General features: G+C 33.8%; 20 protein-coding genes. 13 read left to right on the forward strand and 7 right to left on the reverse strand.

Translation table 11 applies throughout. The annotated features are described in order from the left end of the window. Nucleotides 1–656 precede the first annotated feature (656 nt). Together ACX6U0_RS12850 and ACX6U0_RS12855 are read left to right on the forward strand one after the other, a co-directional pair. Complete coding sequence (locus ACX6U0_RS12850; RefSeq protein WP_464960320.1) at nt 657–2,132, forward strand: sensor histidine kinase; 1,476 nt, start codon at nt 657–659, stop codon at nt 2,130–2,132. Continuing rightward, on the forward strand, nt 2,129–2,818 hold the full coding sequence (locus tag ACX6U0_RS12855; protein WP_464960321.1) for a response regulator transcription factor: 690 nt from the start codon (nt 2,129–2,131) through the stop codon (nt 2,816–2,818). Before ACX6U0_RS12850 ends, ACX6U0_RS12855 begins: the two co-directional genes overlap by 4 nt. Nucleotides 2,819–2,933: 115 nt before the next feature. Here ACX6U0_RS12855 and ACX6U0_RS12860 read toward each other — a convergent pair whose 3' ends face one another. After that, nucleotides 2,934–3,842 carry a Gfo/Idh/MocA family protein gene (locus tag ACX6U0_RS12860; RefSeq protein ID WP_464960322.1) on the reverse strand — a complete coding sequence of 303 codons (909 nt, stop codon included), beginning with the start codon at nt 3,840–3,842 and terminating at the stop codon, nt 2,934–2,936. 170 nt (nt 3,843–4,012) lie between these two features. Between ACX6U0_RS12860 and ACX6U0_RS12865 the strand changes: the two genes are divergently transcribed. From ACX6U0_RS12865 to ACX6U0_RS12885, 5 genes are all read left to right on the forward strand, one after another. Continuing rightward, nucleotides 4,013–4,999 carry a LacI family DNA-binding transcriptional regulator gene (locus ACX6U0_RS12865; protein WP_464960323.1) on the forward strand — a complete coding sequence of 329 codons (987 nt, stop codon included), beginning with the start codon at nt 4,013–4,015 and terminating at the stop codon, nt 4,997–4,999. A 130-nt stretch (nt 5,000–5,129) separates the two neighbouring features. Beyond that, nucleotides 5,130–6,416, forward strand: coding sequence for a histidinol dehydrogenase (gene hisD / locus ACX6U0_RS12870; RefSeq protein ID WP_464960324.1), 1,287 nt, complete (start codon nt 5,130–5,132; stop codon nt 6,414–6,416). A 7-nt stretch (nt 6,417–6,423) separates the two neighbouring features. Continuing rightward, complete coding sequence (locus ACX6U0_RS12875; RefSeq protein ID WP_464960523.1) at nt 6,424–7,737, forward strand: GntP family permease; 1,314 nt, start codon at nt 6,424–6,426, stop codon at nt 7,735–7,737. Between the two features lie 70 nt (nt 7,738–7,807). Next, the gene (locus tag ACX6U0_RS12880) at nt 7,808–8,761 is read left to right on the forward strand and encodes a 3-hydroxyacyl-CoA dehydrogenase family protein (RefSeq protein WP_464960325.1); all 954 of its coding nucleotides are present in this window, start codon (nt 7,808–7,810) and stop codon (nt 8,759–8,761) included. Next, nucleotides 8,758–9,525, forward strand: coding sequence for an SDR family NAD(P)-dependent oxidoreductase (locus tag ACX6U0_RS12885; RefSeq protein ID WP_464960326.1), 768 nt, complete (start codon nt 8,758–8,760; stop codon nt 9,523–9,525). The genes ACX6U0_RS12880 and ACX6U0_RS12885 overlap by 4 nt, the downstream gene beginning before the upstream one ends. A gap of 94 nt (nt 9,526–9,619) precedes the next feature. Here ACX6U0_RS12885 and ACX6U0_RS12890 read toward each other — a convergent pair whose 3' ends face one another. Beyond that, entirely contained in the window at nt 9,620–11,137 is a 1,518-nt protein-coding gene (locus ACX6U0_RS12890) for a DHA2 family efflux MFS transporter permease subunit (protein WP_464960327.1), read from the reverse strand. Between the two features lie 183 nt (nt 11,138–11,320). On the opposite strand from ACX6U0_RS12890, the gene ACX6U0_RS12895 reads away from it, so the two are divergent. Then, entirely contained in the window at nt 11,321–12,223 is a 903-nt protein-coding gene (locus ACX6U0_RS12895) for a TetR/AcrR family transcriptional regulator (protein WP_464960328.1), read from the forward strand. Between the two features lie 123 nt (nt 12,224–12,346). On the opposite strand, the gene ACX6U0_RS12900 is transcribed toward ACX6U0_RS12895, so the two are convergent. After that, entirely contained in the window at nt 12,347–13,015 is a 669-nt protein-coding gene (locus tag ACX6U0_RS12900) for a YdeI/OmpD-associated family protein (RefSeq protein WP_464960329.1), read from the reverse strand. 233 nt (nt 13,016–13,248) lie between these two features. Here ACX6U0_RS12900 and ACX6U0_RS12905 point away from each other — a divergent pair, with 233 nt between their 5' ends. From ACX6U0_RS12905 to pdxA, 4 genes are all read left to right on the forward strand, one after another. After that, complete coding sequence (locus ACX6U0_RS12905; protein WP_464960330.1) at nt 13,249–15,015, forward strand: PrpR N-terminal domain-containing protein; 1,767 nt, start codon at nt 13,249–13,251, stop codon at nt 15,013–15,015. A gap of 122 nt (nt 15,016–15,137) precedes the next feature. Beyond that, the gene (locus tag ACX6U0_RS12910) at nt 15,138–16,100 is read left to right on the forward strand and encodes a 2-keto-3-deoxygluconate permease (RefSeq protein ID WP_464960331.1); all 963 of its coding nucleotides are present in this window, start codon (nt 15,138–15,140) and stop codon (nt 16,098–16,100) included. A 52-nt stretch (nt 16,101–16,152) separates the two neighbouring features. Beyond that, entirely contained in the window at nt 16,153–17,457 is a 1,305-nt protein-coding gene (locus tag ACX6U0_RS12915) for a four-carbon acid sugar kinase family protein (RefSeq protein WP_464960332.1), read from the forward strand. Further along, nucleotides 17,457–18,455, forward strand: coding sequence for a 4-hydroxythreonine-4-phosphate dehydrogenase PdxA (gene pdxA, locus ACX6U0_RS12920; RefSeq protein ID WP_464960333.1), 999 nt, complete (start codon nt 17,457–17,459; stop codon nt 18,453–18,455). Before ACX6U0_RS12915 ends, pdxA begins: the two co-directional genes overlap by 1 nt. 42 nt (nt 18,456–18,497) lie before the next feature. Here pdxA and ACX6U0_RS12925 read toward each other — a convergent pair whose 3' ends face one another. From ACX6U0_RS12925 to ACX6U0_RS12940, 4 genes are all read right to left on the reverse strand, one after another. Continuing rightward, nucleotides 18,498–20,444: an FtsX-like permease family protein gene (locus ACX6U0_RS12925; protein WP_464960334.1), complete on the reverse strand. Its 1,947-nt coding sequence runs from the start codon at nt 20,442–20,444 to the stop codon at nt 18,498–18,500. Then, a complete protein-coding gene (locus ACX6U0_RS12930) occupies nt 20,434–21,195 on the reverse strand; it encodes an ABC transporter ATP-binding protein (protein ID WP_088001575.1) in 762 nt (253 codons plus the stop codon). Before ACX6U0_RS12930 ends, ACX6U0_RS12925 begins: the two co-directional genes overlap by 11 nt. A gap of 103 nt (nt 21,196–21,298) precedes the next feature. After that, on the reverse strand, nt 21,299–22,303 hold the full coding sequence (locus ACX6U0_RS12935) for a sensor histidine kinase (RefSeq protein WP_464960335.1): 1,005 nt from the start codon (nt 22,301–22,303) through the stop codon (nt 21,299–21,301). After that, nucleotides 22,300–22,989 (reverse strand): response regulator, encoded by a 690-nt coding sequence (locus ACX6U0_RS12940; RefSeq protein WP_464960336.1) that lies wholly within the window; start codon nt 22,987–22,989, stop codon nt 22,300–22,302. Before ACX6U0_RS12940 ends, ACX6U0_RS12935 begins: the two co-directional genes overlap by 4 nt. Before the next feature lie 483 nt (nt 22,990–23,472). On the opposite strand from ACX6U0_RS12940, the gene ACX6U0_RS12945 reads away from it, so the two are divergent. After that, nucleotides 23,473–26,571: an Ig-like domain-containing protein gene (locus ACX6U0_RS12945; protein WP_464960337.1), complete on the forward strand. Its 3,099-nt coding sequence runs from the start codon at nt 23,473–23,475 to the stop codon at nt 26,569–26,571. Nucleotides 26,572–26,613: the final 42 nt, after the last annotated feature.

The raw sequence follows: 26,613 nt of genomic DNA on the forward strand, positions 1-26,613 counted from the left end.
GTAAACTAGTAATTTCTATTATTATTTTACAGAAAAATACATCATAAAAATATGAATTGTTATAAAATTTTACATCAGTTTTACACTAATTATTCCTAGTGATTGAGACAATTGTTAATAAGTGAAAATAGGTGAATCAAAAGGTGATTAAGCATAACTTTATTTCTCCTAAACAGCACTGTATTTTTTATTTCATTAACTTTTAATACTTTGTTAATACATTGTTCTCTGTGAGTTAAGTATTAGAGGTTACTATGTAGTTAAGTCAACGGTTGATTTAAATAAAATATAAACTACAGGAGAATTTTAACTAGTACAGAGATTAATAATGTTGAGGCATAGAATAAAGTTAGCGCTGAAGTAAAAGTAGGTTGTTTTCTCATTAAGAGACTGAAGTGTTACAATTATCTTTGAAAATAAAGAAAATGTCTTTCAAACTACGCGTCATGTTTAAGCGGTAGTTCAATGGCATGCTCAAAAATTTCGATTGCCTGAAGTGAAAATAGTAGAGCCTAGAATTAATTATAAAGTGTAATCTGAAAGGAAGTAACGCAACTTTGTGTTTCATTTATTATTAAATTAGGCTATTAAAAATAGTTGTCATTTATGTAAGGACAACCTTTCTTTTTAAGTTTTATCTATTTAGGAGGGATTGCATGTCAATCCGTTTGAGAATGTTATTATCCTATACGGCTATGTTAGTCGTAACAATTGGACTTTTTATTATATCAGGGTTATTAATGGTTTTAGCTATAACTGGAGATATGAGTAGTATAAAACACTTATTTGCAAATCATTATTCACATAAACCGATAACGGCTCAAGAAGAAAGTGTATTTTTAGATTTGAAATATTTAGCGTTGAAACAACCTGAGCAACTCTTAGATGAAAATACTTTAAAAGCATATGATGAACAGTTAAAGGACGTATCATCAGCCCTTATCATTCGAAAGGGAGCTTCATTTGTTTATAAGACAGATAAATTAAAATCTATCCATAGCGTAAAAAATCTTCCGAAATTTGAACCTTCAAATATTCATATTAGGGATACAATTAGTTACGGTAAGTATTATTTTTCTTATGTGAAATTTGATTTTTATTATAATGATAAAGATTTAGGTAGCATTTTTGTCATAAAGAAAGTTAGTCCATATGTTGCTTTATCTAAGAATTTATTTCCGATTTTAATTGGTGTTTTATTGATATTATTAATTGTAACGAATGGCATATTAAACTTCTTAGTAACGAGAAGTATTGTAACACCATTGTCGGCGTTAAAGCTTGCTACACAAAAAATTAGAGATGGGAATCTAAATTTCAAAGTGACTGCAAGATCAAATGATGAAATTGGGCAACTAAGTGTAGCTTATGAAGAAATGCGTCAAAGGCTAAAAGAATCAATAGATCTACAATTAAAATATGAGGAAAATAGAAAAGAACTTATTTCAAATATATCTCATGATTTAAGAACACCTATTACTGCTATTAAAGGATATGTTGAGGGAATCAAAGATGGAGTCGCTGATTCTCCTCAAAAAATGGATAGTTATCTTACAACAATTTATCAAAGAGCAACTGATATGGATGCTTTAATTGATGATCTTTTTCTATTTTCAAAATTAGATTTAAAAAAGATACAATTTAATTTTGAAGAAATAGATATGGTACGATACATTAACTATTTTATGGATGAACTTAGCTGGGATTTTGAAGAACAGGGTATCGAAGTACGGTTTCATGTGAATGAATACAACTACGAGTTTGTGATAGCAGATAGAGAGAAACTAAAGAGAGTATTTGTTAATATCATTCAGAATTCGATTAAGCATATGAAAAATCATGAGAAAATTATAGAATTCTCAATAGAGAATCTGAAAGAATTTATGAAAATTGAAATAAGGGATAATGGAAATGGAATAGAACCTACTGCTCTACCGCATATATTTGATCGATTCTTTCGGGCAGATAATGCTAGAAATGCTTTAACAGGTGGAAGTGGACTAGGATTAGCTATCTCTAAACAAATCATTCATGAACATGGTGGAGATATCTGGGTAGAAAGTGAATTAGGGAAAGGAACGAGCATATTTTTCACACTTCAATATGCAAAAAAAGTGAGGGAAGTTAATTGAAAAAGATATTAATTATTGAGGACGATCCAAGTATCGGAGAACTTCAAAGAGACTATCTTGTGATAAATGGATTTAACGTAGAATTGGTTGCATCAGGAAAGGAAGGGCTTAACAAAGCTCTTTCGGAAGATTACGATTTAATCATTTTAGATTTAATGTTACCTCACGTAGATGGATTTGAGATTTGTCGTCAAGTTCGAGCTGTAAAAGAAATTCCTATATTAATCGTATCTGCTAAAAAAGAAGACATCGATAAAATCAGAGGTCTAGGACTTGGAGCTGATGACTATATCATTAAGCCCTTTAGTCCAAGTGAACTTGTTGCAAGGGCAAAAGCACATCTTTCACGTTATGAAAGATTGAGCGGCAACAAGCCAGTCGAAAAAAAAGAAATTCGGATTAGAGGACTAATTATAGAGGAAGCATCAAGGAGAGTTTATGTTAATAATAAGGAAGTTAATCTAACTGCAAAAGAGTTTGAACTATTAACCTTTCTTGCAAAGCATCCTAATCGGGTTTTTAGTAAGGAAGAATTGTTTGAACTAATTTGGGGATTCGACTTAGCGGGTGACATCTCTACTGTTACAGTACACATTCGAAAGATTCGTGGGAAAATCGAAATAATTCCTGCTAATCCACAATATATTGAAACAGTTTGGGGTGCTGGATATCGTTTTACTATTTAAAAGTAAAAAAATTGAAATTCTTGTGGGGCGGGATTGGCAAGACCACGCAAGGCACAATCGCGCGAAAGGTGCCTCCTTTAATAGCCCCACAGAATCCATCTACATTGTCCCAAACTTAAACGCGAGCTTCAATATACTCAACAATTTTTTCGCAGATATCATGTGTAATCAATGAGTCATCAATAGAAGGATAAGGTGTTTTATTATGACTTATACTATCAATAAAATGGTCGACTATTTGATAAAATCCACGCTTATAAAGGGTAGGTTCCCAATCTCCAAATTTCGTTATATTTACATCTTTGTGATGAAAATGTGTTGTTTCCACAAGGCTGTTTACAACAAATTTATGCTGATTGGACATATACTCAATTGTTTCTTCTGTTACTCCGCTATTTCTATTCATAATTCCGATAGCAGTACATTGTTCTCCGATTAGTTGAAGTACGACATGCTCAAGCTTTTCGTCATTTTTTAGATACTCAATTTTTATATCTTTCACTGGTGTATCCATCAAATATCTAAGTGTGTCCACAACATGAATAAAGTCCTCTACAATAAATCTTCTAGTATAGTCAGGGGATGCAAATCTATTTTTTTGCATAATAACTAAGCTTGGTTTTCCATGCTCTTTCAGCTCTTTGACCCTAGGTATGAATCTTCTGTTAAAACCGACCATTGCGATTTTACCTACTTTTTTTGAAAGCTCGACTATTTGTGTAGTTTCATCATAGTTCATCGAAATAGGTTTATCTATGTATACATGAATACCATTTTTAAGTAATGTCTGAGCTAACTCAAAATGAGCATCTGTAGCGGTACTGATAAATGCAGCATTGATATTTTTTGTAAGTAACTCTTCAACTGTCTGGGCTGTTTCCTGAATTCGGTATTTTTTTGCTAATTGGTTTAACGTTTCCGCATTTCTAGTACAAAGCACCAACTCTAGATCCTCTCTTTCAGTTAGAACAGGTAAGTAAGCTTTTTTAGAAATATCGCCTAACCCAATGACGCCAATTTTCATTTTTTCACCCCACATAATATGTAATGAAACTATTTTACTATAAGTACAGTTACTTTACTAAAAGGAAGAAAGAGTCAGTAAATAAGTAGTCTGAACACTCTATTATTTTAGCCCTTTATGATAGTATAATGAATAATTATATGTAATTTAAGATAAGGTTGGGAATAATCATGATAAATGGGGTTAATGCAAAAGATGTTGCTAAACTGGCAGGTGTTTCACAATCTTCTGTTTCAAGAGTGTTTTTTGGCGGAACACCGGTTTCTGAGAAAACCCGTAAAAAGGTTTTATCTGCAGCAGAAGAATTAGGATATAATCCAAATGAATTTGCACGTAGTTTAATCACAAAGAAAACTAGAATTATTGGTCTTGTCATGAAGGGTGTAGAAAATCCTTTTTACCCACAGGTTTTAAAAGAGTTTACGACAGCTTTTAAAAAGTTAGGTTATAGCATTCTATTTGTTCAAACAAATAATGAAGAAATTCAAAAAGAAGATATAGATATGCTATTAAACTATAATGTTGCAGGTATCATTATTACAGATGCGATGCTTTCTTTAACGGTGACAAACGATATTAAGAAAAATAAAATTCCACTAGTATTGTTTAATCGAAAAGCAGAAAAAAATGATTTCTTGTCTGTTTGTACAAATAATTTAGATGCAAGTCGCCAAATAGCTAATTTTTTACAACAAAAAGGCTGCTCAAACATGGTGTATATTTCAGGAGACAGAAACACATCAACAAGCAGGGATCGTGAGCAAGGTTTTACTGAAACGTTGGATAAGCTGCAAGTAGAATATAAAATATATGAATCTGATTATTCTTATGAAGGTGGTTATCAAACAGCGAATAGTATTGTACAAAAAGGTGAGATCCCTTCAGCATTTTTCGTTGCGAACGATATCATGGCTATGGGTGTATTAGATGCGCTCCGTAAGCATTCTATCGAGGTTCCTTTAGCAACGAAAGTAGTTGGTTTTGATAATATAGCGATGGCAAATTGGCCAATTTATAATTTAACAACGTGGGAACAACCAATTTCTAAAATGGTTGAAGAAACGGTAAATTATGTGATGGAGGAAATTGATAATTATACTGGCATAGCTGGAAATATAGAAATTGAAGGTCAATTAATTGAAAGAAGTACAACATAAAGTGTTGACTTTTTGTTATTTTTAGAATATTCTCTACATATAGTTTTTGCATACGTATTCAAAAATGAATGCGTTTTCTTTTATCGAAAAATGAATACGTATGCAAAGAATAATAAAGGGGGTATTTGTAATGGTAAAGGTAATTAAAGCTGGTAAATCAAAAGAGGAAGTATCAAAAAATGATTTGGAAGTTTCTAGAATAGTAGCAGAAGCAATCAAAGAGATTGAAACGCGTGGTGATGAAGCAGTTCGTGAGTTTTCGATTAAATTTGATAACTGGTCACCAGAATACTTCCGTTTATCGAGTAAACAAATTGAAGAGATTATCTCTGAAGTACCACAAGCAGTAATTGACGATATAAAATTTGCACAAAAAAATATTCGCGAATTTGCTGAGGCACAATTGGCATCACTGCATGATGTTGAAGTTGAAAATATTCCAGGCGTTATTTTGGGACATAAAAATATTCCTGTTAATAGTGTTGGGTGTTATATTCCTGGCGGACGATACCCGATGGTGGCATCAGCACATATGAGTGTATTAACGGCAAAGGTTGCTGGGGTGAAACGAGTGATTGCATGTACACCACCAATAAATGGAGAAATCCCACATGCGACAATTGCAGCAATGTATTTAGCAGGTGCAGATGAAATCTATTTACTAGGTGGAATTCAGGCAATGGCTGCTATGGCAATTGGTACTGAAACAATTGATGCAGTAGATATGATTGTAGGACCAGGCAATGCATTTGTTGCAGAGGCCAAACGTCAATTATATGGACGTGTAGGGATTGATTTATTTGCTGGACCTACTGAAACATTAGTGATTGCAGATGAAACTTCAGACGGGGAGATCATTGCAACTGACCTTCTTGGTCAAGGTGAACATGGCCCAACTTCACCATGCGCTTTAATTACGACTTCAGAAAGAATTGCATATGAAACTCTTGAAGAAATTGAAAAACAGCTTAAAACTCTACCAACTGCTGATGTAGCGAGTGTTTCATGGCGAGATTATGGTCAAATTTTATTAGTTAATAGCATTCAAGAGGCTGTAATTGAAGCAGATAAACTTGCATTTGAACATGTTGAGGTATTAACAGAGGATCCAAATTATTTCTTAGAAAATATGACGAATTATGGTTGCTTGTTTTTAGGTCCTGAAACTAATGTTGCATATGGAGATAAAGTAATTGGAACAAACCATACCCTTCCAACAAAAGGCGCTGCTCGTTATACAGGTGGACTGTGGGTAGGGAAATTTATCAAAACAGTAACTTATCAAAAGGTGAGCCCTGAAGCGACTGCTTATATTGGGGAATACGCTGCACGATTATGTATGATTGAAAACTTTGCAGGTCACGCAGAGCAAGCATTACTCCGCGTACGAAGATATGGAAACGGTGGGGAGAAGTGATGAAATGATTCTTGGATTTATTGGTTTGTTTGGTGGATTAGGTTTGCTAATCTATTTAACAATGAAAGGCATGAATCTGCTGATAGTAGCACCTCTTTCTGCAGTATTTGTATCAATTTTAAGTGGTCTTCCGCTGCTTCCCCAACTTGCTGAGGAAGGTACTGCCAACTTTGTGACAAATTATATGAATGGTTTTGCAGGATTTATAACCTCTTGGTATCTCATGTTCTTAACTGGAGCTATTTTCGGCAAGGTAATGGAAGATAGCGGTGCAGCAGACAGTATATCAAAATGGATTGTTGATAAAATTGGGATGAAAAGAGCCGCTTTAGCAGTTGTATTGGCATGTGCTGTATTAACATATGGTGGAGTCAGCTTGTTTGTAGTAGCATTCTCAGTTTATCCAATGGCGATTAGTCTATTTAAGGAAGCTAATTTACCTAGGAGATTCATTCCAGCGGTACTAGGCTTTGGATCAACTACTTTTACAATGACATCAGCTGGGTCACCTGAAATTCAAAACTGGATTCCAATTGAATTTTTAGGAACAAATGCATATGCAGGATGGGAAGTAAGCTTAATCGTTGCAGCGTTTATGATGATCTTTGGTTACTGGTGGCTGATGAAAGCTATTAAAAAAGCTATTCACAATGGTGAAGAATTTATTGAAAGAGAATCAGATCATCGAGATCACCGAGAGAATTTACCAAACCCAATTTTAAGTTTAATTCCATTACTAGTTGTTTTAGTAATTTCGTATATTTTCCACGATTCGTTAAAACAATCAGCTTTAATTATTTCTTTAACAAGTGGAATCATAGCAACGTATCTCATTAATCGCAAATATTTTGTAAATATCGGAAAAGCCATTACAGAAGGGGCAGCTGGAGCTGTTATTGCTATAGCAAATACTGCAGCAGTAGTAGGATTTGGTGGTGTCGTAAAAGCTACTCCAGCATTTGAAAAAGCAGTAGGCTTTATGACAGACATCCCTGGCAGCCCTTTAATAGGTGGCGCATTAGCCGTAGCGATCATTGCTGGACTGACTGGTTCATCTTCTGGCGGTCAAGCCATTGCATTACCTTTACTTGCTCCACATTATTTAGATTTAGGTGTAAACCCAGAGGCATTACACCGTGTTGTTTCGATCTCATCAGGCTCACTTGATTCTTTACCACAGGGTGGATATGTTGTAACAACTATTCGTTCGATTGCTGGTGAAACGCATAAAGATGCTTATCCAATGTTTGGAGCGTTAACAGTAATCGTACCTGCTCTCGGTACGATTTTAGCGGTTATTTTATTTTCATTAGGACTGTAACGCAGAAAATACCCAACGAACATATCAGTTGTTGGGTATTTTCTACATATTCAATTAAGGGGTGTACAAAATGGAGAATCTATCAATCATTGGTTGTGGAACGATGGGACATTCAATTGCACTATCAGCAGCCTGGGCAGGAATGAATGTTAAAGTTTCTGGGATAAATGAGCGTGACATTGCCATAGCAGATAAAGGTTTAGAAGATAAAATAAATGTCATGATTGAGAATGATTTGTTTAGTGAAGCAGAAGGTAGAAACATTAGAGGTCGAATCACACTGGTCACTTCCATCAAAGAGGTTGTAAAAAATACGACATTTATTATAGAAGCGATTCCTGAAGTCATTGAATTGAAGCGGAATTTGTATCAAGAACTTGAACGAATAATAAGTGAGGATGTCATTATTGCTAGCAATACATCAGGATTTACCCCTTCATTATTAGCGGAAGAAGCGATCCATCCACATCGTTTTATTGTGACTCATTTTTGGAACCCAGGTCATCTAATTCCACTAGTTGAGATTGTAAAAGGGACGAAAACAAATGAAGATACAATAAATCGTTCAATGAACCTAATTAAACTGATGAATAAAAAACCTATTTTAATTCAAAAAGAAATTTTAGGTTTTATCGGTAATCGTTTGCAGTACGCATTATTCCGTGAAGCACAAGCACTGTTAGATTTAGGTGTCGCGACGAAAGAAGATATTGATGCAGCGGTAACATATAGTATTGGTCGAAGATTACCGGTTACAGGGCCTTTAATGACAGCGGATATGGGTGGACTTGATGTATTCTCTGCAATTTCGAACTATTTATTTGGAGATTTAAGTTCAGAGAAAAAATCTGGAAGTACGTTAACAGAATTAGTTGAAGCGGGAAAGCTTGGACATAAAAATGGAGAGGGCTTTTACGTCTGGGATGAAGAAAATTCTAAGAAATTAAATGAAGAACGTGAAGAAACGCTTATACATTTTCTTAAGCTCGATCAAAAACGAGAAGATAAGGTATTGAATAAATGAACACATACTTTGCAGATCTTCAAAATAAAACAGTAATAGTGACAGGTGGAAGCAAAGGAATTGGAAAAGAAATTGCTCTTTCATTTGCTAGACTAAATGCAAATGTCATTATATTAGGTCGCAATCAAAAAGCTCTTGACCACGCTCTCAATGACTTACAAGCAATACATAAAAATAACAAAGCATTTCAAGTGGATGTAAATGATCTCAAAAATGTTAAAAATATAGTTGCAGAGGTCATAGATTATTATGGAACTGTAGATGTGCTAGTAAACAATGCTGGTATCAATATTCCAAAGCCGGCAATTGAAGTGACAGAAGAGGAGTGGGATCAAGTAATTGATACAAATTTGAAATCTTTATTTTTTATTAGCCAGGCTGTGGCAAAACAGATAATCAAACAAGAAAGTGGTGGAAGAATCATTAATATTGCTTCTCAAATGTCTTTTGTGGGCTATTATAAAAGGGCAGCATACTGTTCGAGTAAAGGTGGAGTTGTACAGCTCACAAAAGCTTTAGCAGTGGAGTGGGCAGCTCATAAAATAAATGTGAATGCTGTTGCTCCCACGTTTATTGAAACTGAATTAACATCAAAAATGTTTGAAGATGAGGATTTTAAAAAGGATGTAGAGAGTAGGATTTTATTAGGAAAGCTTCCAAAGGCAGAAGACATATCTGGTGCTGTTCTATATTTAGCTTCTAACTTAGCTAATTTTGTAACGGGAGAAACAATTAAAGTTGATGGTGGTTGGACTGCGATTTGATTCAAGGGAACGCCAGTATACTGATATGCTTCGAAAAAAGCTGCTAATAGAACCAAAAAAAGTTCAACCATATATTGGTTGAACTTTTTTCTTTTTAATTTTCAGCTAGTTTTTTATTTAATGTTGTATTGGGCTGTTCGATTATCTCTTCAGCTGGCGTTGCTCGCTTAATAAAGAACGCAAGAACAAATGCGACAAGAGCAACAAATACTGTTACATAAAATGAGAAGTTAATTCCTTCTAACATTGCTTTCGCTGTAATTTCTTGTTTTATTTGAGCTAACATTTCAGGTGAAGGTTTACCTGTTACATTTTTCATTGCATCGGCTGCTAAATCCTTAGCATATGATTCAGTACGGTTAGACATAATTGTAACTAATAACGCAGTACCAATTGCACCAGATACTTGCTGAAGTGTATTATTCATTGCAGTACCATGCGGATAAAATTGTTTTGGTAATTGATTTAATCCGTTCGTTGAAACAGGCATCATTACCATAGACATACCAAACATACGTAAAGAGTATAGGATGATTAAGTGTGTATAAGTTGTATCCAGTGTTAATTTGCTTAAGAAGTAAGTTGTTACGGTCATAATAGCTAAACCAATAACAGCGAGTATTCTACCACCAATTTTATCAAATAACTTACCTGTGATTGGTGACATAATTGCCATTAAAAGAGCACCTGGTAGAAGCATTAAACCAGCGTCAAATGGCTTAATTCCACGAAGTGTTTGAGTGTAGATTGGTAAAAGCATCATTGCAGAGAACATTGCCATCGTAACAACAATCGAAATCGCTGAAGATAAGGCAAACATTGGATACCGATAAATCTTAAAGTTTAGCATTGGTTTATCAAGTTTTAATTGGCGAACGATAAATAAAACTAATGAAATTGCTCCGACGATTAACGTTACATATACATACGGACTATCCCAGCCTTTACTACCAGCAGAGCTAAATCCATACAGTAATCCACCAAACCCTAAACTTGATAGCAATACAGATAAAAGATCTAAGTGACTAACCACTTTTTCTTTTTTATCTTTTAGTAAGAAAAAGCCAATAATTAGTATGACTAGGGCAATAGGTGTTACGAAATGGAATAACATTCTCCAATCATAATGCTCAATTAACCAACCCGATAATGTTGGACCAATTGCTGGTGCACCCATCATAACTAGCCCGAAGAATCCCATTGCCGTTCCTCTTTTTTCAATAGGGAAACTTGTTAACATAACATTCATTAACAAAGGCATTAAAATTGCTGAACCTGATGCTTGAATCATACGCCCAGCTAATAATAGAGGGAAAATATGTGCAAATCCTGCAGCAAGTGTTCCAATATTAAATAAAAGTAATGCTACAAGAAATAAATGTCTAACAGAGTATTTATGAATTAAAAATGCTGTAGTTGGAATTAAAATTCCGTTCACTAACATGTATCCAGTAGATAGCCATTGAACTGTCGAAGGCTCTACATCTAAGTCCTTCATAATTGAAGGTAATGCGATATTCAGTAAAGTATTATTTAAAAATGCGATAAAAGCACCAATCATCAAGATTGTTATAATCCCGTATGGTGGACGTTTTTCCATGGACTGTACCATGAATTCCCCTCCTTTGTACCTCTAGTATATTTTTTTGAACTGTATTTCCATTTAAGTTTATATGATATACCATTGTTACAAATGTTTCAATTAAAAATCTCTAATGTTTCTACTAGTTTAATTTGAAAAAATAATGTACTATGTGTCTTAAACAGAAATTTATTGGGAATTAAAGGTGATTAAATGAACGATAGAAAGCAACGTGTCGTAAAAATAGCCCATGAATTATTTATTGAAAAAGGATACCAAGCAACATCGATACAGGACATTTTAGAATACAGCGGTATTTCAAAAGGAACTTTTTATAACTATTTTTCTTCTAAAAGTGATTTATTAATCGCGCTTTTTCAAATGATTTACTCAAAGCTTGAACAAGAAAGAAATGAATTGTTGATTGGTCAAGAGCCTTCAAATATTAATATTTTCATTAAACAAATGGAATTAATCCTGCAGACAAATAGAAATAATAAATTATTTACTCTTTTTGAAGAAGTAATCTTTATTAACGATATAGATTTAAAGCATTTTATTAAACAAGGTAATTTTAAAATGCTGAACTGGTTGTACTCTCGATTTTTAGATATTTTTGGTGAAAGTAAGGAGCCATATCTATTAGATTGTGCAATTATGTTTATCGGGATTTTACATCACAATATAAAGTACTATGATTTAGCTGAAGAGTTAGATTTAAGTGTTCACGAAGTAGTAAAATATAGCGTTGAGCGAGTAGTGAATATCGTTGAAGAAGTCTCATTGTCTGGGGTGCAGTTAATTAAGCCTGAAGTACTAAAAAATTGGGTTCCTGCTTGTAAGACAAGTGTTACAATTCAACAGGAATTAAATGACTGCATTTGCACAATGAAAAAGAAGCTCATACAGTGTGAGGAGCAGGCAAAATATCAGGAGCTATTGGACTTTATTCATAATGAATGTAACCATACAAAAATTCCACGTAAATTTTTGATTGAAAGTACACTGTCTACTTTAAATAAAGCACAATCGTTCTTTGGAGAAAAGGAACTTCAAAAATTGCATCAATTGGTAGCTTTAAATATAAAAAGTAAAAATCCAAATCCATCAGAATAGTCTAATCTTGAATTTGAACTGCTGGTACAAAATTAAGGTAATACAGTAATAAAGGGTGTCCCTTGGTCAATTATGTTGACTAAGAGACACCCTTTATATGTTTTAAGAAATTTTTACTCTTGTTTATTTATTACGTTTATACAAGTCCACACTTTTGAAACCAAAGCCTAAAATCATTTTCATTTCTTCACGTCTTTTAGCTTTAGTACTTTCTTGTTTCGCGCTATAAACATATCTAGCCCAATCTTTTTGATAACCAGGAGTAAGAGTTTGGAAAAATGTAAGTAAATCTGGTCTTACTTGTAGATCTTTTTCAATAAAAGGAATCATTTCAATATAATCATCTACACATTGACTTGGCTTTGTAGAAGCCTGGACTTTAGTACGAGAATCTTCTTTAAAACCTACAACAGTAAAGATTTCATCCAATCCTACCATTCGGGCAAATTTAATATTACTTGTCCCTATAAAACCAGCTTCGTCTGCTCCCAAACCTTCAAATAAATCATCTCGATGTATGTATGTTGGATATACTTTATTGCCTTTTTTAGGATAAGCACAATATAAATAGCTATTTTTATGTAAGTAATTATGTTCAATAACTTCTGTTACGAGTGCCTTCAAAGACTCCATATCAAATACAAATGCAAAAATTAAGTCATAGGATTCTTCAGTTAAGCTTGTGTCATAATCTGCTAATTGTTCGAAATAATTTGCTCCGCTAGGTAATTGTAATACAGCTATTTTTTTATATTTTTGCAAGTTTAATTTTTCTACTATTGTTTTGTTCACCAGTATCCACCTCGTATTGGTCCGCGTCATTTTCATTCTTCATAAAACTATTATAAAGCTGTTATTAGATTTAATGTATCGGTATATTTACATTTTTTGTAGAGAAGAATCATATTAGATTAGAAATGGTTCAATTTTATCCAATTGTTATCTGTTATTTTGTTAATTTATAGCGATTATTGTATAATTTTCACATACTGTTTCAAATAGAAACACTTTTGGAGGAAGCCTGAATGAAAATTAAAGTGAAAGGGATTGCGCCTTATCCTGGACTTCGTGATCTATTATTACAAGTTGTTGGTGAAGATAATAGATTTGAAATAGATGTGGAAGTTGCAGATTTAGAAGCTGCTCTCCCAATTGTATTAAGTGCTCAAGAACAGAATTATGATGTCATTATTAGTCGAGGTGGTACGGCTTCTTTTATTAGGAAACACGTTTCGATTCCTGTTGTGGATATACCTGTTTCAGGATATGACATTTTAAGAGTTTTAACATTAATAAAGGACTCTAATAGTAAGTTGGCAATTATCGGTTTCCCTAATATTTGTCAGGGTGCACTAACAGTTTCTAGTTTATTAGATTTTGAAATTCCAATTTACTCGATTAACCATGAAGCGGAAGTGAGAGTAAAGCTTGAAAAGGCAGTCAAAGAGGGAGCACAAATCGTACTTGGTGATGTGGTAACGGTCAAGACAGCCCAAGAAATGGGACTTCATGGAATCCTTATTACATCAGGTGTTGAATCGATACAGGATATGTTATCAGAAGTGAAATCTGTACATGATATATATTTAAAGAGTCATCAAGAAGCTTCTTTTTTCCAGCATATACTTCAGAACTTTCCAACTGGTACTTTAGTATGCGATCCAAAAGGGAAGGTTCTTTATTTAAATGACACATGTCAGCAGTTATTGGGAGAAGTAACGATGTTGCCTAATGACTTAACATTTCTACTGAAAGTTAATGGGATTCATTCAGATAAAATTCATTTTGAACATGTACTGATTCAGAAAAAATCATACAATCTTAAAACTGTGCCTTACGGTGACGATGTTTTCATTTATATAGAGCCTAATAAAACACCGTATATGTCGGAGTTAGATATTGTTCAGATGCCTGCACAAATTGCTTCTTTCGCTCAAATTATTGGTTCGAGTTACGAGATAACAAAAACAATTAAACGTGCTATTGCATATGCAAAAACGGACAATCAAGTATGGATATCTGGTGAAGTTGGAACAGGCAAAGCTGTGTTTGCAGAAGCTATTCATTCAGCTAGTTCACGTAATAGAGGAAGATTTTATCATGTAGCTTGTCACTCAATTAATGAATCAAAATTAGCAACAGAACTTTTTGGAACTGATTCAAAGGTAGGTCTACTTCAAATTCCATCTAATGACACCTTATATCTAGAGTATATTGAAAACCTTTCAATTCAAATGCAGGAACGATTGGCAAATGAACTTCGAAAAGGAACTAATTTGAGAGTGATTAGTTCATCTAAATTTACATTTAAACATCTATTGAAAGATCCAAATATACATCAAGAGCTACTTCACTTACTTGGGGAATATCAGCTAGTTATACCACCTCTTCGCGATCGAACTGAGGATATAGAGGAGATCGCTAGAGTATTAATTGCAAATCACAATTCAATATACGGTAAGCAGTTTGTAGGAATGAGAGAAGAGGTTCTAAATCGATTAATGGAGTACAATTGGCCAGGTAACTTAAAGGAATTAGAAAATATCGTTAGTGAATTACTAGCACTAGCAAAAGGTCATTATATTGGGATAGAAGAATGGGATCTAGTTTGGGAAAGATATAGCTTTACTGAAGTGAGTTCTTCTGCTCAAAGAATTGATTTGAATAAAACATGGGTTGAAATCGAAAGACAAATTTTAGAGGAAGTATTAAAAGATGAAGGAATGAACCAATCAAAGGCTGCTAAAAGATTGGGAATTAGTAGAGCAACTCTTTGGAGGAAAATGCAATAATTGTTTCATATTTAAACAATACCAGTGTTGTATTTAGAATTTTCTAGAAGTATAATCAAAATTGTAAACGCTTTTAAAATTTAATGTTTCAAAATAAAACACATACAAGGGGGATTATTTTTATGAAAATCAAAGCAACACTGGACCGTATTCCAGGTGGAATGATGATTGTTCCATTATTATTAGGTGCTATTATTAATACACTTTTTCCAACTGCAGGAGCGACATTTGGATCATTTACAGGAGCGTTAATGACGGGGGCATTACCAATCCTGGCGGTGTTTTATGTATGTATGGGAGCAACAATTGATTTCAAAGCAACTCCTTATATTATGAAAAAAGGCGGATCATTACTTGCAACTAAAGTAGGTATCGCAGCATTAGTAGGATTTATTGGAGCAAAAGTATTTGGCGACGGTATGGTTGAAAGCGGATTCTTTTTAGGCTTATCAGTTCTAGCAGTAGTTGCTTCAATGAATGATACAAACGGTGGATTATATATGGCCTTAATGGGTCAATTTGGGAAAAAAGAAGATGTTGGTGCTTACTCAATTATGAGTTTAGAATCTGGACCTTTCTTAACGATGGTTACACTAGGGGTTGCAGGGCTTGCAGCGTTTCCTTGGCAGACATTAGTAGGTGCAATTATTCCGCTAATCGTTGGTATGGTTCTAGGAAACCTAGATAAAGATATGCGAGATTATTTAAGCAAAGCAGTGCCAGTATTAGTACCATTCTTTGCATTTGCATTAGGTGCTGGTATGAGTTTACAAAACGTTTGGAAAGCAGGTATCCTAGGAATTTTACTAGGGGTTGCTGTAGTAGCAATTACAGGTACAGCGTTATTTATCGTTGATAAATTAATTGGTGGAAATGGTATTGCAGGATTATCAGCTGCTTCAACAGCGGGTAATGCAGTAGGTGTACCAGCGGCTGTTGCTTCGGCAAACGCAGTGTATGCACCTTTTGTACCATCTGCAACAGCTCTAGTTGCTTCTTCTGTTATCGTAACATCTATTTTAGTTCCGATTGTGGTTGCATGGTATGCAAAACGAATCGGTGTAAAAGGAAATACGGTCGAATAAATACTAATTACCAGATTAGTATCATCGATAGGAAGAAGGGATAGGGTACATCATGAATAAAATCGGAATGATTGCAGATGATTTAACAGGAGCTAATGATAGTGGTGTACAGCTAGTAAAACAAGGATTACGTTCATCTGTCATCTTAGATATAAATGCATTAGCACCCGAACAAATTACAAGCGACGCCATTATCATTGATACCGATAGTCGCGCAATAAGTAAAAATGAAGCATATGAGGCTGTACGAAGGGCTTCAATCTTTTTAAAAGACAATCAATATACTCATATTTTTAAAAAAGTTGATTCAACGTTAAGAGGAAATCTTGGTGTTGAAATAAAAGCAGTAACGGATCATTTCGAATATGATTTTTGTATTATTGCTCCAGCATTTCCACGTATCGGAAGAACGACTGATAAGGGAGTTCATTACCTAAATGGGAGGCCTCTTTCAGAAACAGAAATTTCAAGAGATCCAAAATGTCCTGTTACAGAGTCGTCTATTAGTAAGTTAATTGAAAACCAGACAGGTGTGACTGTTGGACTTGTAAGTACTGCTGCATTAGGTACAGATTTAAGTATATGGAAAGCTGAGTTACAAAAATGGCAAGAAACAGGTATTAAATGGTTAGTATTTGATGCAACGACGGATAATCATCTTGAACAAATAGCTAAGAATATCTCGCAAATTACGAAGCATGTCATTTGGATTGGTTCAGCAGGTTTAGCGGAATTCTTACCGAAAGAACTAGGGCTTACGAAAGTAACTGAAAGTCAAAAACAGATTGCAATAAGAAATAAGAGTGTTTTAGCTGTTTCAGGTAGTCTCTCAAGTGTGACGAGACAGCAAGTAAAGAGATTAATAGAGATGGATGGAATGAAAGCTGTTGAGGTTAATCCTTTGGAGATGTTTGAAACGTGTGAGCAATGGGAGAAGCAAAAAAATCACTATATCAACCAGCTTGTATCAACGTATGAACAAGGATTTAATGCGGTACTATATGTAGATTCAAGTACTGAAAATCGTGAAAATACAGCTAAAGCTGGAAAGCAGTTAGGTTTAACACCTTCTGAAGTTAGTAACCGCATTTCAAAAGGGTTAGGTGAAATTGCAAGTGAGCTTGTAAAAAATTATTCTTTTGTTTCAGGACTTGTATTAACGGGTGGAGATACCGCAAAGGATGTTTGCCTTCAAATTGGAGCAAGTGGCTTAGAGTTGTTGAAGGAAGTTGAAGCAGGTATTCCATTAGGAAAATTAGTAGGGGAACACGAGTTGTTCGCAATTACGAAAGCAGGCGCTTTTGGAAATGAATTTTCCTTAGTTAATGCAGTGAGAGAATTAAAAGGAGGACAATAATGAGTACATTACCAGTAGTTGGCATTACAATGGGTGATCCCGCAGGAGTAGGGCCAGAAATTATTCTAAAGAGCTTAAACAATAAAGAAGTTTACCAACAATGCAGACCAATTGTCATTGGGGATGCTAAAATTTTAAATCGTGCTCAACAATTTGTGAATACGAACTTAGAGATTATCACGATTGAAGATATCGAGGAAGCAACGTATGAAGCAGGTAAAGTATATTGTTTAGATATGAACCTTGTGCCGGCTGATTTACCAATAGGTCAAGTTTCAGCAGAAGCAGGGCATGCTGCATTTGAATTTTTAAGAAAAGCAATAGAGTTAGCAAATGAAGGAAAAATTGATGCGATTTGTACTGCACCTTTAAATAAAGAGGCATTGCATAAAGGTGGTCACATTTACCCTGGACATACTGAAATTCTAGCAGAATTAACGAACACAAATGACTTCTCAATGATGCTATCAGCACCTAATTTAAAAGTTATTCATGTAACTACTCATGTCGGAATTATTGATGCAGTGAAAATGATTAACCCAGAGAGAGTTTATAAAGTCATTAAACTTGCCGATGAAACACTTAAAAAAGCAGGCTATACAAGTCCAAAAATAGCTGTATGCGGTATTAATCCTCATGCAGGAGAAAATGGATTGTTTGGCTATGGTGAAGAGGAAGAAAAAGTAATTCCAGGAGTAGAAAAAGCAGCATTAGAAGGAATTAATGTAGTAGGTCCATTACCAGCGGATACACTATTTTTCCGTACGGTTCGTGGAGATTTTGATATCGTTGTAGCCATGTACCACGATCAGGGTCATGGTCCAGTTAAAGTACTAGGATTAGATGCAGGTGTAAATATTACAGTTGGATTGCCGATCATTCGTACTAGTGTTGACCATGGAACTGCATTTGATATCGCAGGAAAAGGCATCGCTGACGAAAAGAGTTTACAAGAAGCAATTCGTCAAGCAATAGAGTTAGCACCAAAAAGAGCGTAAAAAGTAAAAGCTCCAGTCATTTTTATGACTGGAGCTTTTTATTTATAAAGCATCTTTTATGACTTTTTTATAGTAAAACACTGATAAGATACCAAAGATTGAGTATAACACTGTATAGAGTACCATAACGATAATCATAGGTGTCCAAACTTCCGTTCCAAATAGGAACCAACCAGATTGAACTGCAAAGTAGCTATGAAGTAAGCCAACGACTAATGGAATACCAAAGTTAAACACTTGCTTTGAGCGAATACCTTTAATTAAGTCTGAACGTGAGAATCCAAGCTTTCTTAAAATCGTATAGTTTGGTTTCTCATCAACACTTTCGTCCATTTGTTTAAAGTATAAAATACAACCAGAAGTGATTAAGAATGCTAAACCTAAAAACCCAACGATAAACATAATTAATCCCATTGTTTGTTTTTGCTGATTACTTATTTCAAGTCGTGAGCTATTTAAATAACCATCATTTATCTTATTTTCATTAAAGATTTCGTTTGCTTTAACGAGATTTTTTTCATCCTTAATATCAATACCGATATAGATTGTCGATTCTCTTTGAATAGATGGATCGATATCTGCTTTTAATTTGTTAAAAACCTTCTCATCAACGATTGCTGTTGGAAACCCACCACTCGTAAAATAATTAGAGATAATATAGTCTTTCTTTAATCCAATATATGTTTGTGGAATCTCTTCATGTTGAGTATTAAATGTAATGTGACCACTTTCTTTTAACGACATAAATCGTTGTAATAAATCATTGTAGCCTGTAAAAACTGTTTCATCTTCAGATAAGTTCATTTTAACCGATCTTTCACTAATGACTGGAATTGGTAAAGCATCTGAACTTTTCATAGCAGATGCATCAAGCTTAGATTCTAAAATGCTATCTAAATTTGCATTAACTTGAATGACTTCAATCTTCTTTTCATTAAATTTAATATTATTTTTTGATAAAGCGTCCGTGAATTGATCAGCGTCCTTTATAGAAGTAATAGAGAAATTATTAGGTACATTGTTTTCTGCAGTTTTTTCGGCAGAATAATAAGAAATATAACTCAGAGATAATAAACCGATTGCTAATCCAGAAACAGTCGTGATAATTGTTAACAATAGTGCATTTGATTTCATTCTGAACATAATTGACGATAGTGACAATACATTGTTGATCGTTAAATATCCATTCTTACTCTTACGGATAATATTTAAAATAAATCGTACTGAACCTTTGTAAAATAAATACGTTCCGATAATTACAGAAGCTAATATAAAAATCATTGCTAAAAATAGCTCTGCTGTTGAAGAAAAGTCCCCGCCAAATAACTTCGAGGAAACAAAATAGCCTGAGATGATTGAGATAATTCCAACAATTCCAATGATAATTTCAAAAACAGAAATTTTCTTTACTTTACCTTCAGTTAAAGAAATCACTCTGAATAAAGATAAAATGGTTTGTCTTTTAATAAAGGTATAGTTCATTAACATAATAAATAAATAGATAACCAAAAAGACAATAATAGTTTGGATTAATGCGCGACCCGAAAAGTGAAGTGTTGCAATCGCATTTATGCCTGTAACTTTAAATAAAATCATAATAATTATTTTTGAAACTGAAAAACCTAGAAGAACCCCTAAAATTAATGAAGTAAAATATAGGATGAAGTTTTCAATTGTTAAAATTCGAAAAATCCTATCTTTTGTCATACCAATTAACTGAAATAGCCCAATTTCTTTACTTCTTCTTTTAATAAAAATGTTGTTAGCATATAGAAGGAAAATAGATACAATTGCTACTAACAAAACTGATGCTGATTTAATTGCCGCAGCACCTTTAATTGATCCCTTTGTTTCATTCATTGAAGGATCATATTGCAAAGTAACAAATGCAAAATATAGTGCTGCACTAAATATCAAAGCAAATACATATAAGTAGTAGTTTTTAAGGTTTTTCTTTAAGTTACGGAATATGAGTTGATTAATGCTCATTTTGCACCCCACCTAACACACCTTGCGTTTTCATGATGTCTTTGAAGAAGTTTTGTCTTGTATCATTGCCTTTGTGTAATTGAGTATAAATTTGTCCATCTTTTATAAAGATGACTCTGTGACAATAACTTGCAGCTACAGGGTCATGGGTAACCATAACGATTGTTGCTTTTCGTTTTTCATTAAGTTCACTTAGTTTATTTAGTAAATCTGATGCAGATTTCGAATCTAGTGCACCTGTTGGTTCATCGGCAAAGATGATACTAGGCTCATGAATAAATGCTCTTGCAGCAGAAGTACGTTGTTTTTGTCCTCCAGAAATCTCATTAGGATATTTATCTTTTAACTCAAAAATACCTAATTCTTTTGCAACTGCTTCAAATTTTTGATCGGCTTCAGCTGGTGTTGCTTTTGTAATAGTTAAAGGTAACAGTATGTTTTCTTTGACTGTTAATGTATCAAGTAAGTTATATTCTTGAAATATAAATCCTAAATAATTTTTACGAAATTCTGCTAATTGTTTTTCTTTCATTCCAGAAATTTCTGTACCTTCGATCGTAATTGTTCCTCCATTTATTTTATCAATCGAAGAGAGAACATTTAGTAAAGTCGTTTTACCTGAACCAGATGCTCCCATGATACTGACGAATTCACCTTTTTCAATCGTAATATCTAAACTCTTTAATACTTCTTGTTTATTAAATTTATTTCCGTAACTTTTATGGATTTTCTTAGCTTCTAAAATACTCATTCATCTCCACACTCCTTTTATATCGATAAACCTAGTATAGAAGTTTTTTTAAGTTGTTTCCTTTGATTAAGCGAACAATCAATAAAAGCATGTGACAATTTTGTCACATGCTTTTAATATTTACAAATTCATTTTGCTTTGGAAACGATAAAGTGAAAACTGTTCCTTTTTCCAATTCCGAACTTACATCAATTTGAATTAATAATGATTGTGCAGCTTTCTTCGCCAAATATAATCCCATTCCTGTAGCAGCATTGTCTTGATGCCTAGTAGTAGAAGTAAAACCTCTATCAAAAATTCTTGGTAAATCTTTAGGATCAATCCCACGACCAAAGTCTTTAACCGTAAGAATCATATGATCATTTTTTAGTTTGCTACTAATCATAATATCTGATGCATTACTATATTTAACCGCGTTAGTTACTAGTTGTCTAATTATGAAAGAAAGCCATTTTACATCACTTAGCACTTCAGTTTCTTCAAGTTGGATATCAAATCCGATTCCTTTTTGAATACACCATGATTGTAATGTCTTTATCTCAGTAAATATGACAGGCTCTAACTGTATTTTTTCAATATATAAGTCATTTTCTATAAAAGGAATTCTTTTTTGATGTAGCTGTTGATCTAGTAAATAATGAATACGGAGCCACTCATAAGTTATATGTGTTTTTAATTTTTCGTCTTGTAATCGATCAATCATTAAATGCATTGCAGTTAATGGCGTTTTTACTTCATGAATCCAAGACAAAAGCTCATCCTTTTCTTGCTCTAATGCAGTTTGATTGTATAATGCAACTTTTTTTAGCTGTTCAGTTTGATTCGTAATACTTGTCTCAACCAAATGCTCAAAAGGACTATCAGGTTCAGCTAACCCTGTTAAATCAAGATTATCCTCGCGTTCTACAAGACTTCTATAGAATCTTGTTTCTCTTGGATATCGTATAAACAAAAAAAAGATGAAAATAACAATTGATAAAAAGACTATATAAAGAATTGGGGTAAATGGAATAGCTGTATCAATAAATGCAACAAATAGTAAAAAAAGCTGAAGAAAAACGAATAAAGCAATCCAACTAATTCTTTCTAAGAGAAAGTTCTTAATCATTGGTAGTCCTCTTCAAGAGCGATATAGCCCTGTCCTACCTTGGTTTCAATAAATCGCCCTAAACCAATTTCATCCAATCTTTTTCTTAATCGGTTTACATTCACAGTAAGTGTATTATCACTAATAAATCGCTTATCGTCCCATAAGTCATTGATAATGTCTTCACGGCTAACGATTTTATTCTTTTGCTCAATTAACAGCTTTAAAATAAATATCTCATTTTTTGTTAGCTCAATTAACCCTGTTTCATTTGAAATAGTATTCTTCTCATAGTCAACAGTGGCACCACACCATGTTTTTAATGCAACTTTCTCAGTATTATAGTTATATACTCGTCTAAGTGTCGCTTGTATTTTTGCAATTAAAACATCAAAATGAAACGGTTTCTGCATAAAATCATCCGCACCTAATTGCATAGACATCACCATATCAGACGGATGATCCCGAGAAGATAAAAAGATAATTGGAATCTTTGAATGAGATCGAATCATTCGACACCAGTGGAATCCATCATATTTAGGTAATTGAATATCAATGATGACTAAATCTGGTTTAATTTCAGTAAACTCTTGAAACACTTTACTAAAATCAGATATTCCGTGTACTTCATATGACCATTGAGATAATCGATCTTTTATTTCATTAAAAAGAGACGAGTCATCTTCGATTAATAAAAGTTTAAACAAAAGGTTCACCACACTTTTTAAATCTTTTCCATTAATTGTAAAGTAAAACCAATTTGATTGCCATAAACGGTTAGTATTTATGGTGAGGTAGACAACTAAATGTGAATGACTAAATTGAGGTGGAAATAATAAAATCTAGTTATTATTTATCATTATTCAAATTAAGTAGGAGAAAAGCAATATGCTCATTTTTATATGTGAATATCATTTATCCTCAAAAATGGGATAAATATCATCCTATCTACCTAAATACCCTCGATCCATCTACTAATTAAATCATAACAATCTAAAATCCTGTATTGTTAATATTTCTGAATACTCATAATATTAAGTCGTTGAACTTGTCAATCATGTACTTATTAAAAAGTTTAAGCTGATTCTAATTGTTTGTAAGATCGATAATTCTCTAAAGTACTAGTAATTTGATATTAACTAGCCTAAATATCGGCTTGGTTTAATATAACAAAATTAGGAGGAGAACGGATGAGGATTCAGAGTATTAATCGGGTATTTACATTAACAGTCATCTTTACACTATTTATCTCTCTATTTAGTAATTTGGCTTTTGCGTCAACGAAATTGTTAGAAACGAAGAAAATGTCAGATAAGAAAATTGTCAAAATCACACCTAGTGAATCGACAGTTGCGTTTGCAATATCTGAAAAAAGCTATGAATTGGCAATTGAGGCAGAATACGAAGATGGTACGACAAAAGATGTCTCAAAAGAGGGGCAATGGGTCTCAGCCGATAAAAGCGTTGTAACTGTAACAAAAGGAATATTAAAAGCTGTTTCAACAGGAACTACACAAGTACAGTTTAAGCTTGGAACAACTGTATCAAGCATTGATGTTTCGGTAACTGAACAGAATGAAAAGCCGAAACCTCCAAAAGGACCAAAAATTGTAACATTAATGTTATCAGCTTATCGTACTACTTATGTAAATAAAGGAGAAAAGAAATCCATCGAATTAAAAGCGCTTTATAGTGATGGTTCTGTAAAAAATGTAACGAAGTCAGCTACTTGGAAATCGAGAGATACTTCTATTGTAAAAGTGTCTGATGGGGAAATAAAAGGTATTTCTGTTGGAGATGCTTCCTTAAATGTTCAATATAAAACATTTCCGGAGATTAACTTTTTTGTTTCTGTTAAAGAGGTACTTGTTGATACGAAATCACTTTTACTATCTGCTGGACAGTTAAGATTAGAGGCAACTGATCAGCCAGTCCAAGTGGAAGCTTATATTCAAAGTACAATAAATGAAGGTAAAGATGTAACATCTATTGGAAAATGGGAAACGACAAATTCTAATGTCGCAACTGTAAATGGTAGCGGTCTCATTACACCAGTTGGCGTAGGAGAAGCATATATTTATTTTAAATATGATAAATTTGTAGATGCTGTGCGTGTCAACGTTGTTAAGCCAAAAGAACTTGTAACAGATACACCTAATATTGAAATTTTACCTCATGCATCATTCGAGGCTACATTAAATGAAGTATTTAATGATGGTAACTCTGAGGATGTAAAAAGTAAGGCAACTTGGACTAGTGACGATGCTAGCATTGCGACGGTAACTGACAGTGGTTTAATCATTGCGGGAAGTAAGACAGGAAAAACAAAAATTAGAGCTTCATATCGTTCTGAGCTACATCCACCTGTTGAAATGAATGTCGTCATTACAAATAAATTAACTGTACCAAGACCAATTGGCTTAGCAGCTACACCATCTAACTTCATATTAAAAGACGAGGAAGAAGAGAAGGTTTCAATTAAGGCAATATATAGTGATGGGACGACAAAGGATGTAACTACTTCTGTAGATTGGCAGTCTAGTAATCCTTTTGTAGCAATGGTTGATTATGATAAAGTTAAGAGTTATTCGAAGGGGACAGCTGTATTAACTGCTATTTATGAACGACAAACAGTTAATATTCCAGTCATTGTATCTGGACCAAATGATTCAGCACCTCCTCTTTCAAAAAAATTGACCGTTACCCCTAATGTAACGAGTATGATTGTAAACGAGCAACAACAATTAAACGTAAAAGTAGATTATACTGATGGGACTGAATTGGATGTAACTTCTTATGCGACCTATACTTCTACTAATCCAAATATTATTTCTATCGATAAGAATGGTCTGATTACCGCTAATGGTACTGGGACAGCAAAAGTTACCGTATATAGTATGGACTACACAGAAAGATTTGAAATTGTTGTATCAGATAAAAAAACAATCAGCCGAATAATTGATTTAGAACCAAGTGAAAAGGACATTACATTTAAATTAAGTGAACGTACTCATTCGTTCACTGTTGATGCAAAATATCAAGATGGTTCAAGAGCGGATGTTACCTCACTAGGAAGATGTACATCATTAGATCCGGAAATTGTTACAGTAGAAAATGGAGCACTAACTGCAGTTGCACCAGGTACTACCCAAGTGCTATTACATCACGGTACAAGTATAGAGATACTTGATGTAACAATTCTACCTGAGAATCAGCAGCCAGATCAGGATTTAAAACTTGAGTCAATACTAGTCAATACATTCAATGTTGAAGTTCAGAAAGATAAGCTTTATCCTTTTCAAATTTCAGGGCAATATAATGATGGTGCTCAAAGAGAAATTAAAGAATTAGTAAAATGGAAAACAAAGAATCCAACAATTGCTGTCGTTTCAGACGGAAAGATAATAGGTAAAAATATTGGGAAAACAACCATGATTGCCAAAATAGATGGATTCCCTGAAATTGAAATTCCTGTTAATGTAACTGAAAAGAGTGGACCAATGGGCGTTGTAGGAATCAGATTAAGTCAAGGCTTCCTATTAATGCAGCCAGGAGATGAGCCTGTAGATATCATGGCATTTGCCGAATATCCAAATGATAATGTTGTAGAAGTCGATCAAGAAGGAAAATGGGAGTCTACAGATGAGAGTGTAGCTACTGTTGATCAAAACGGAGTGATTACGGCAGTAGGTTCTGGTGAAGCATATGTCTACTTCCGCTATCATAATGGCTTAAATGATGCAGTTTGGGTAAGAACATTTAAACCGACAATCCAGACAAGTGACGAAAATTTAGTTTTAGAATCAAATGAAATTACACATGTAAGTTTAACTGCAATATATGGATCTGGCCCGAGAAATATATTTGACGTAACCGATAATGCAGAATGGAGTGTAGCAGATAAATCAATTGCAACAATTTCTGATACTGGACGAGTTGTTGCTCATTCTCCTGGGAAAACAACAATTTCGGTAACCTATTTAGGAGTGACAAGGGAAATAAGTGTTGAAGTAGTCGAAAAACACGTTGCTAGAGTAATAGGTATACTTGCAACACCGGACTTCGTTGTTGAATCAGTAGGAACGAAAAAGAAAGTAATAATAAATGCATTATATAGCGATGGTTCCATAAAAAATATTACGGAGGAAGTCGCTTGGAGAATGTCAAATTCCGATGTCGCATATGTTTCAAATGATCATTATATCATAGCAGCTTCTGAAGGTGCTGCGGTCGTAATGGCAGAGTATGAAGGATTTCATTACATTATCCCAATTGTAATAAAAAACTAATCAAATTTGCTCCCCAATTAAACTTAATATAAAAAAAGCTCA

The sequence above is a fragment of the Gottfriedia sp. ABJ_BB2_2 genome (assembly GCF_055484705.1).

Excerpts from the sequence above, each read along its gene's own strand:
- ACX6U0_RS12865 (WP_464960323.1), top strand. The coding sequence starts at position 4,013 with ATGATAAATGGGGTTAATGCAAAAGATGTTGCTAAACTGGCAGGTGTT.
- hisD (WP_464960324.1), top strand. The coding sequence starts at position 5,130 with ATGGTAAAGGTAATTAAAGCTGGTAAATCAAAAGAGGAAGTATCAAAA.
- ACX6U0_RS12910 (WP_464960331.1), top strand. The coding sequence starts at position 15,138 with ATGAAAATCAAAGCAACACTGGACCGTATTCCAGGTGGAATGATGATT.
- pdxA (WP_464960333.1), top strand. The coding sequence starts at position 17,457 with ATGAGTACATTACCAGTAGTTGGCATTACAATGGGTGATCCCGCAGGA.
- ACX6U0_RS12895 (WP_464960328.1), top strand. The coding sequence starts at position 11,321 with ATGAACGATAGAAAGCAACGTGTCGTAAAAATAGCCCATGAATTATTT.
- ACX6U0_RS12890 (WP_464960327.1), bottom strand. The coding sequence starts at position 11,137 with ATGGTACAGTCCATGGAAAAACGTCCACCATACGGGATTATAACAATC.
- ACX6U0_RS12905 (WP_464960330.1), top strand. The coding sequence starts at position 13,249 with ATGAAAATTAAAGTGAAAGGGATTGCGCCTTATCCTGGACTTCGTGAT.
- ACX6U0_RS12925 (WP_464960334.1), bottom strand. The coding sequence starts at position 20,444 with ATGAGCATTAATCAACTCATATTCCGTAACTTAAAGAAAAACCTTAAA.
- ACX6U0_RS12935 (WP_464960335.1), bottom strand. The coding sequence starts at position 22,303 with ATGATTAAGAACTTTCTCTTAGAAAGAATTAGTTGGATTGCTTTATTC.
- ACX6U0_RS12885 (WP_464960326.1), top strand. The coding sequence starts at position 8,758 with ATGAACACATACTTTGCAGATCTTCAAAATAAAACAGTAATAGTGACA.
- ACX6U0_RS12860 (WP_464960322.1), bottom strand. The coding sequence starts at position 3,842 with ATGAAAATTGGCGTCATTGGGTTAGGCGATATTTCTAAAAAAGCTTAC.
- ACX6U0_RS12850 (WP_464960320.1), top strand. The coding sequence starts at position 657 with ATGTCAATCCGTTTGAGAATGTTATTATCCTATACGGCTATGTTAGTC.
- ACX6U0_RS12915 (WP_464960332.1), top strand. The coding sequence starts at position 16,153 with ATGAATAAAATCGGAATGATTGCAGATGATTTAACAGGAGCTAATGAT.
- ACX6U0_RS12930 (WP_088001575.1), bottom strand. The coding sequence starts at position 21,195 with ATGAGTATTTTAGAAGCTAAGAAAATCCATAAAAGTTACGGAAATAAA.
- ACX6U0_RS12945 (WP_464960337.1), top strand. The coding sequence starts at position 23,473 with ATGAGGATTCAGAGTATTAATCGGGTATTTACATTAACAGTCATCTTT.
- ACX6U0_RS12880 (WP_464960325.1), top strand. The coding sequence starts at position 7,808 with ATGGAGAATCTATCAATCATTGGTTGTGGAACGATGGGACATTCAATT.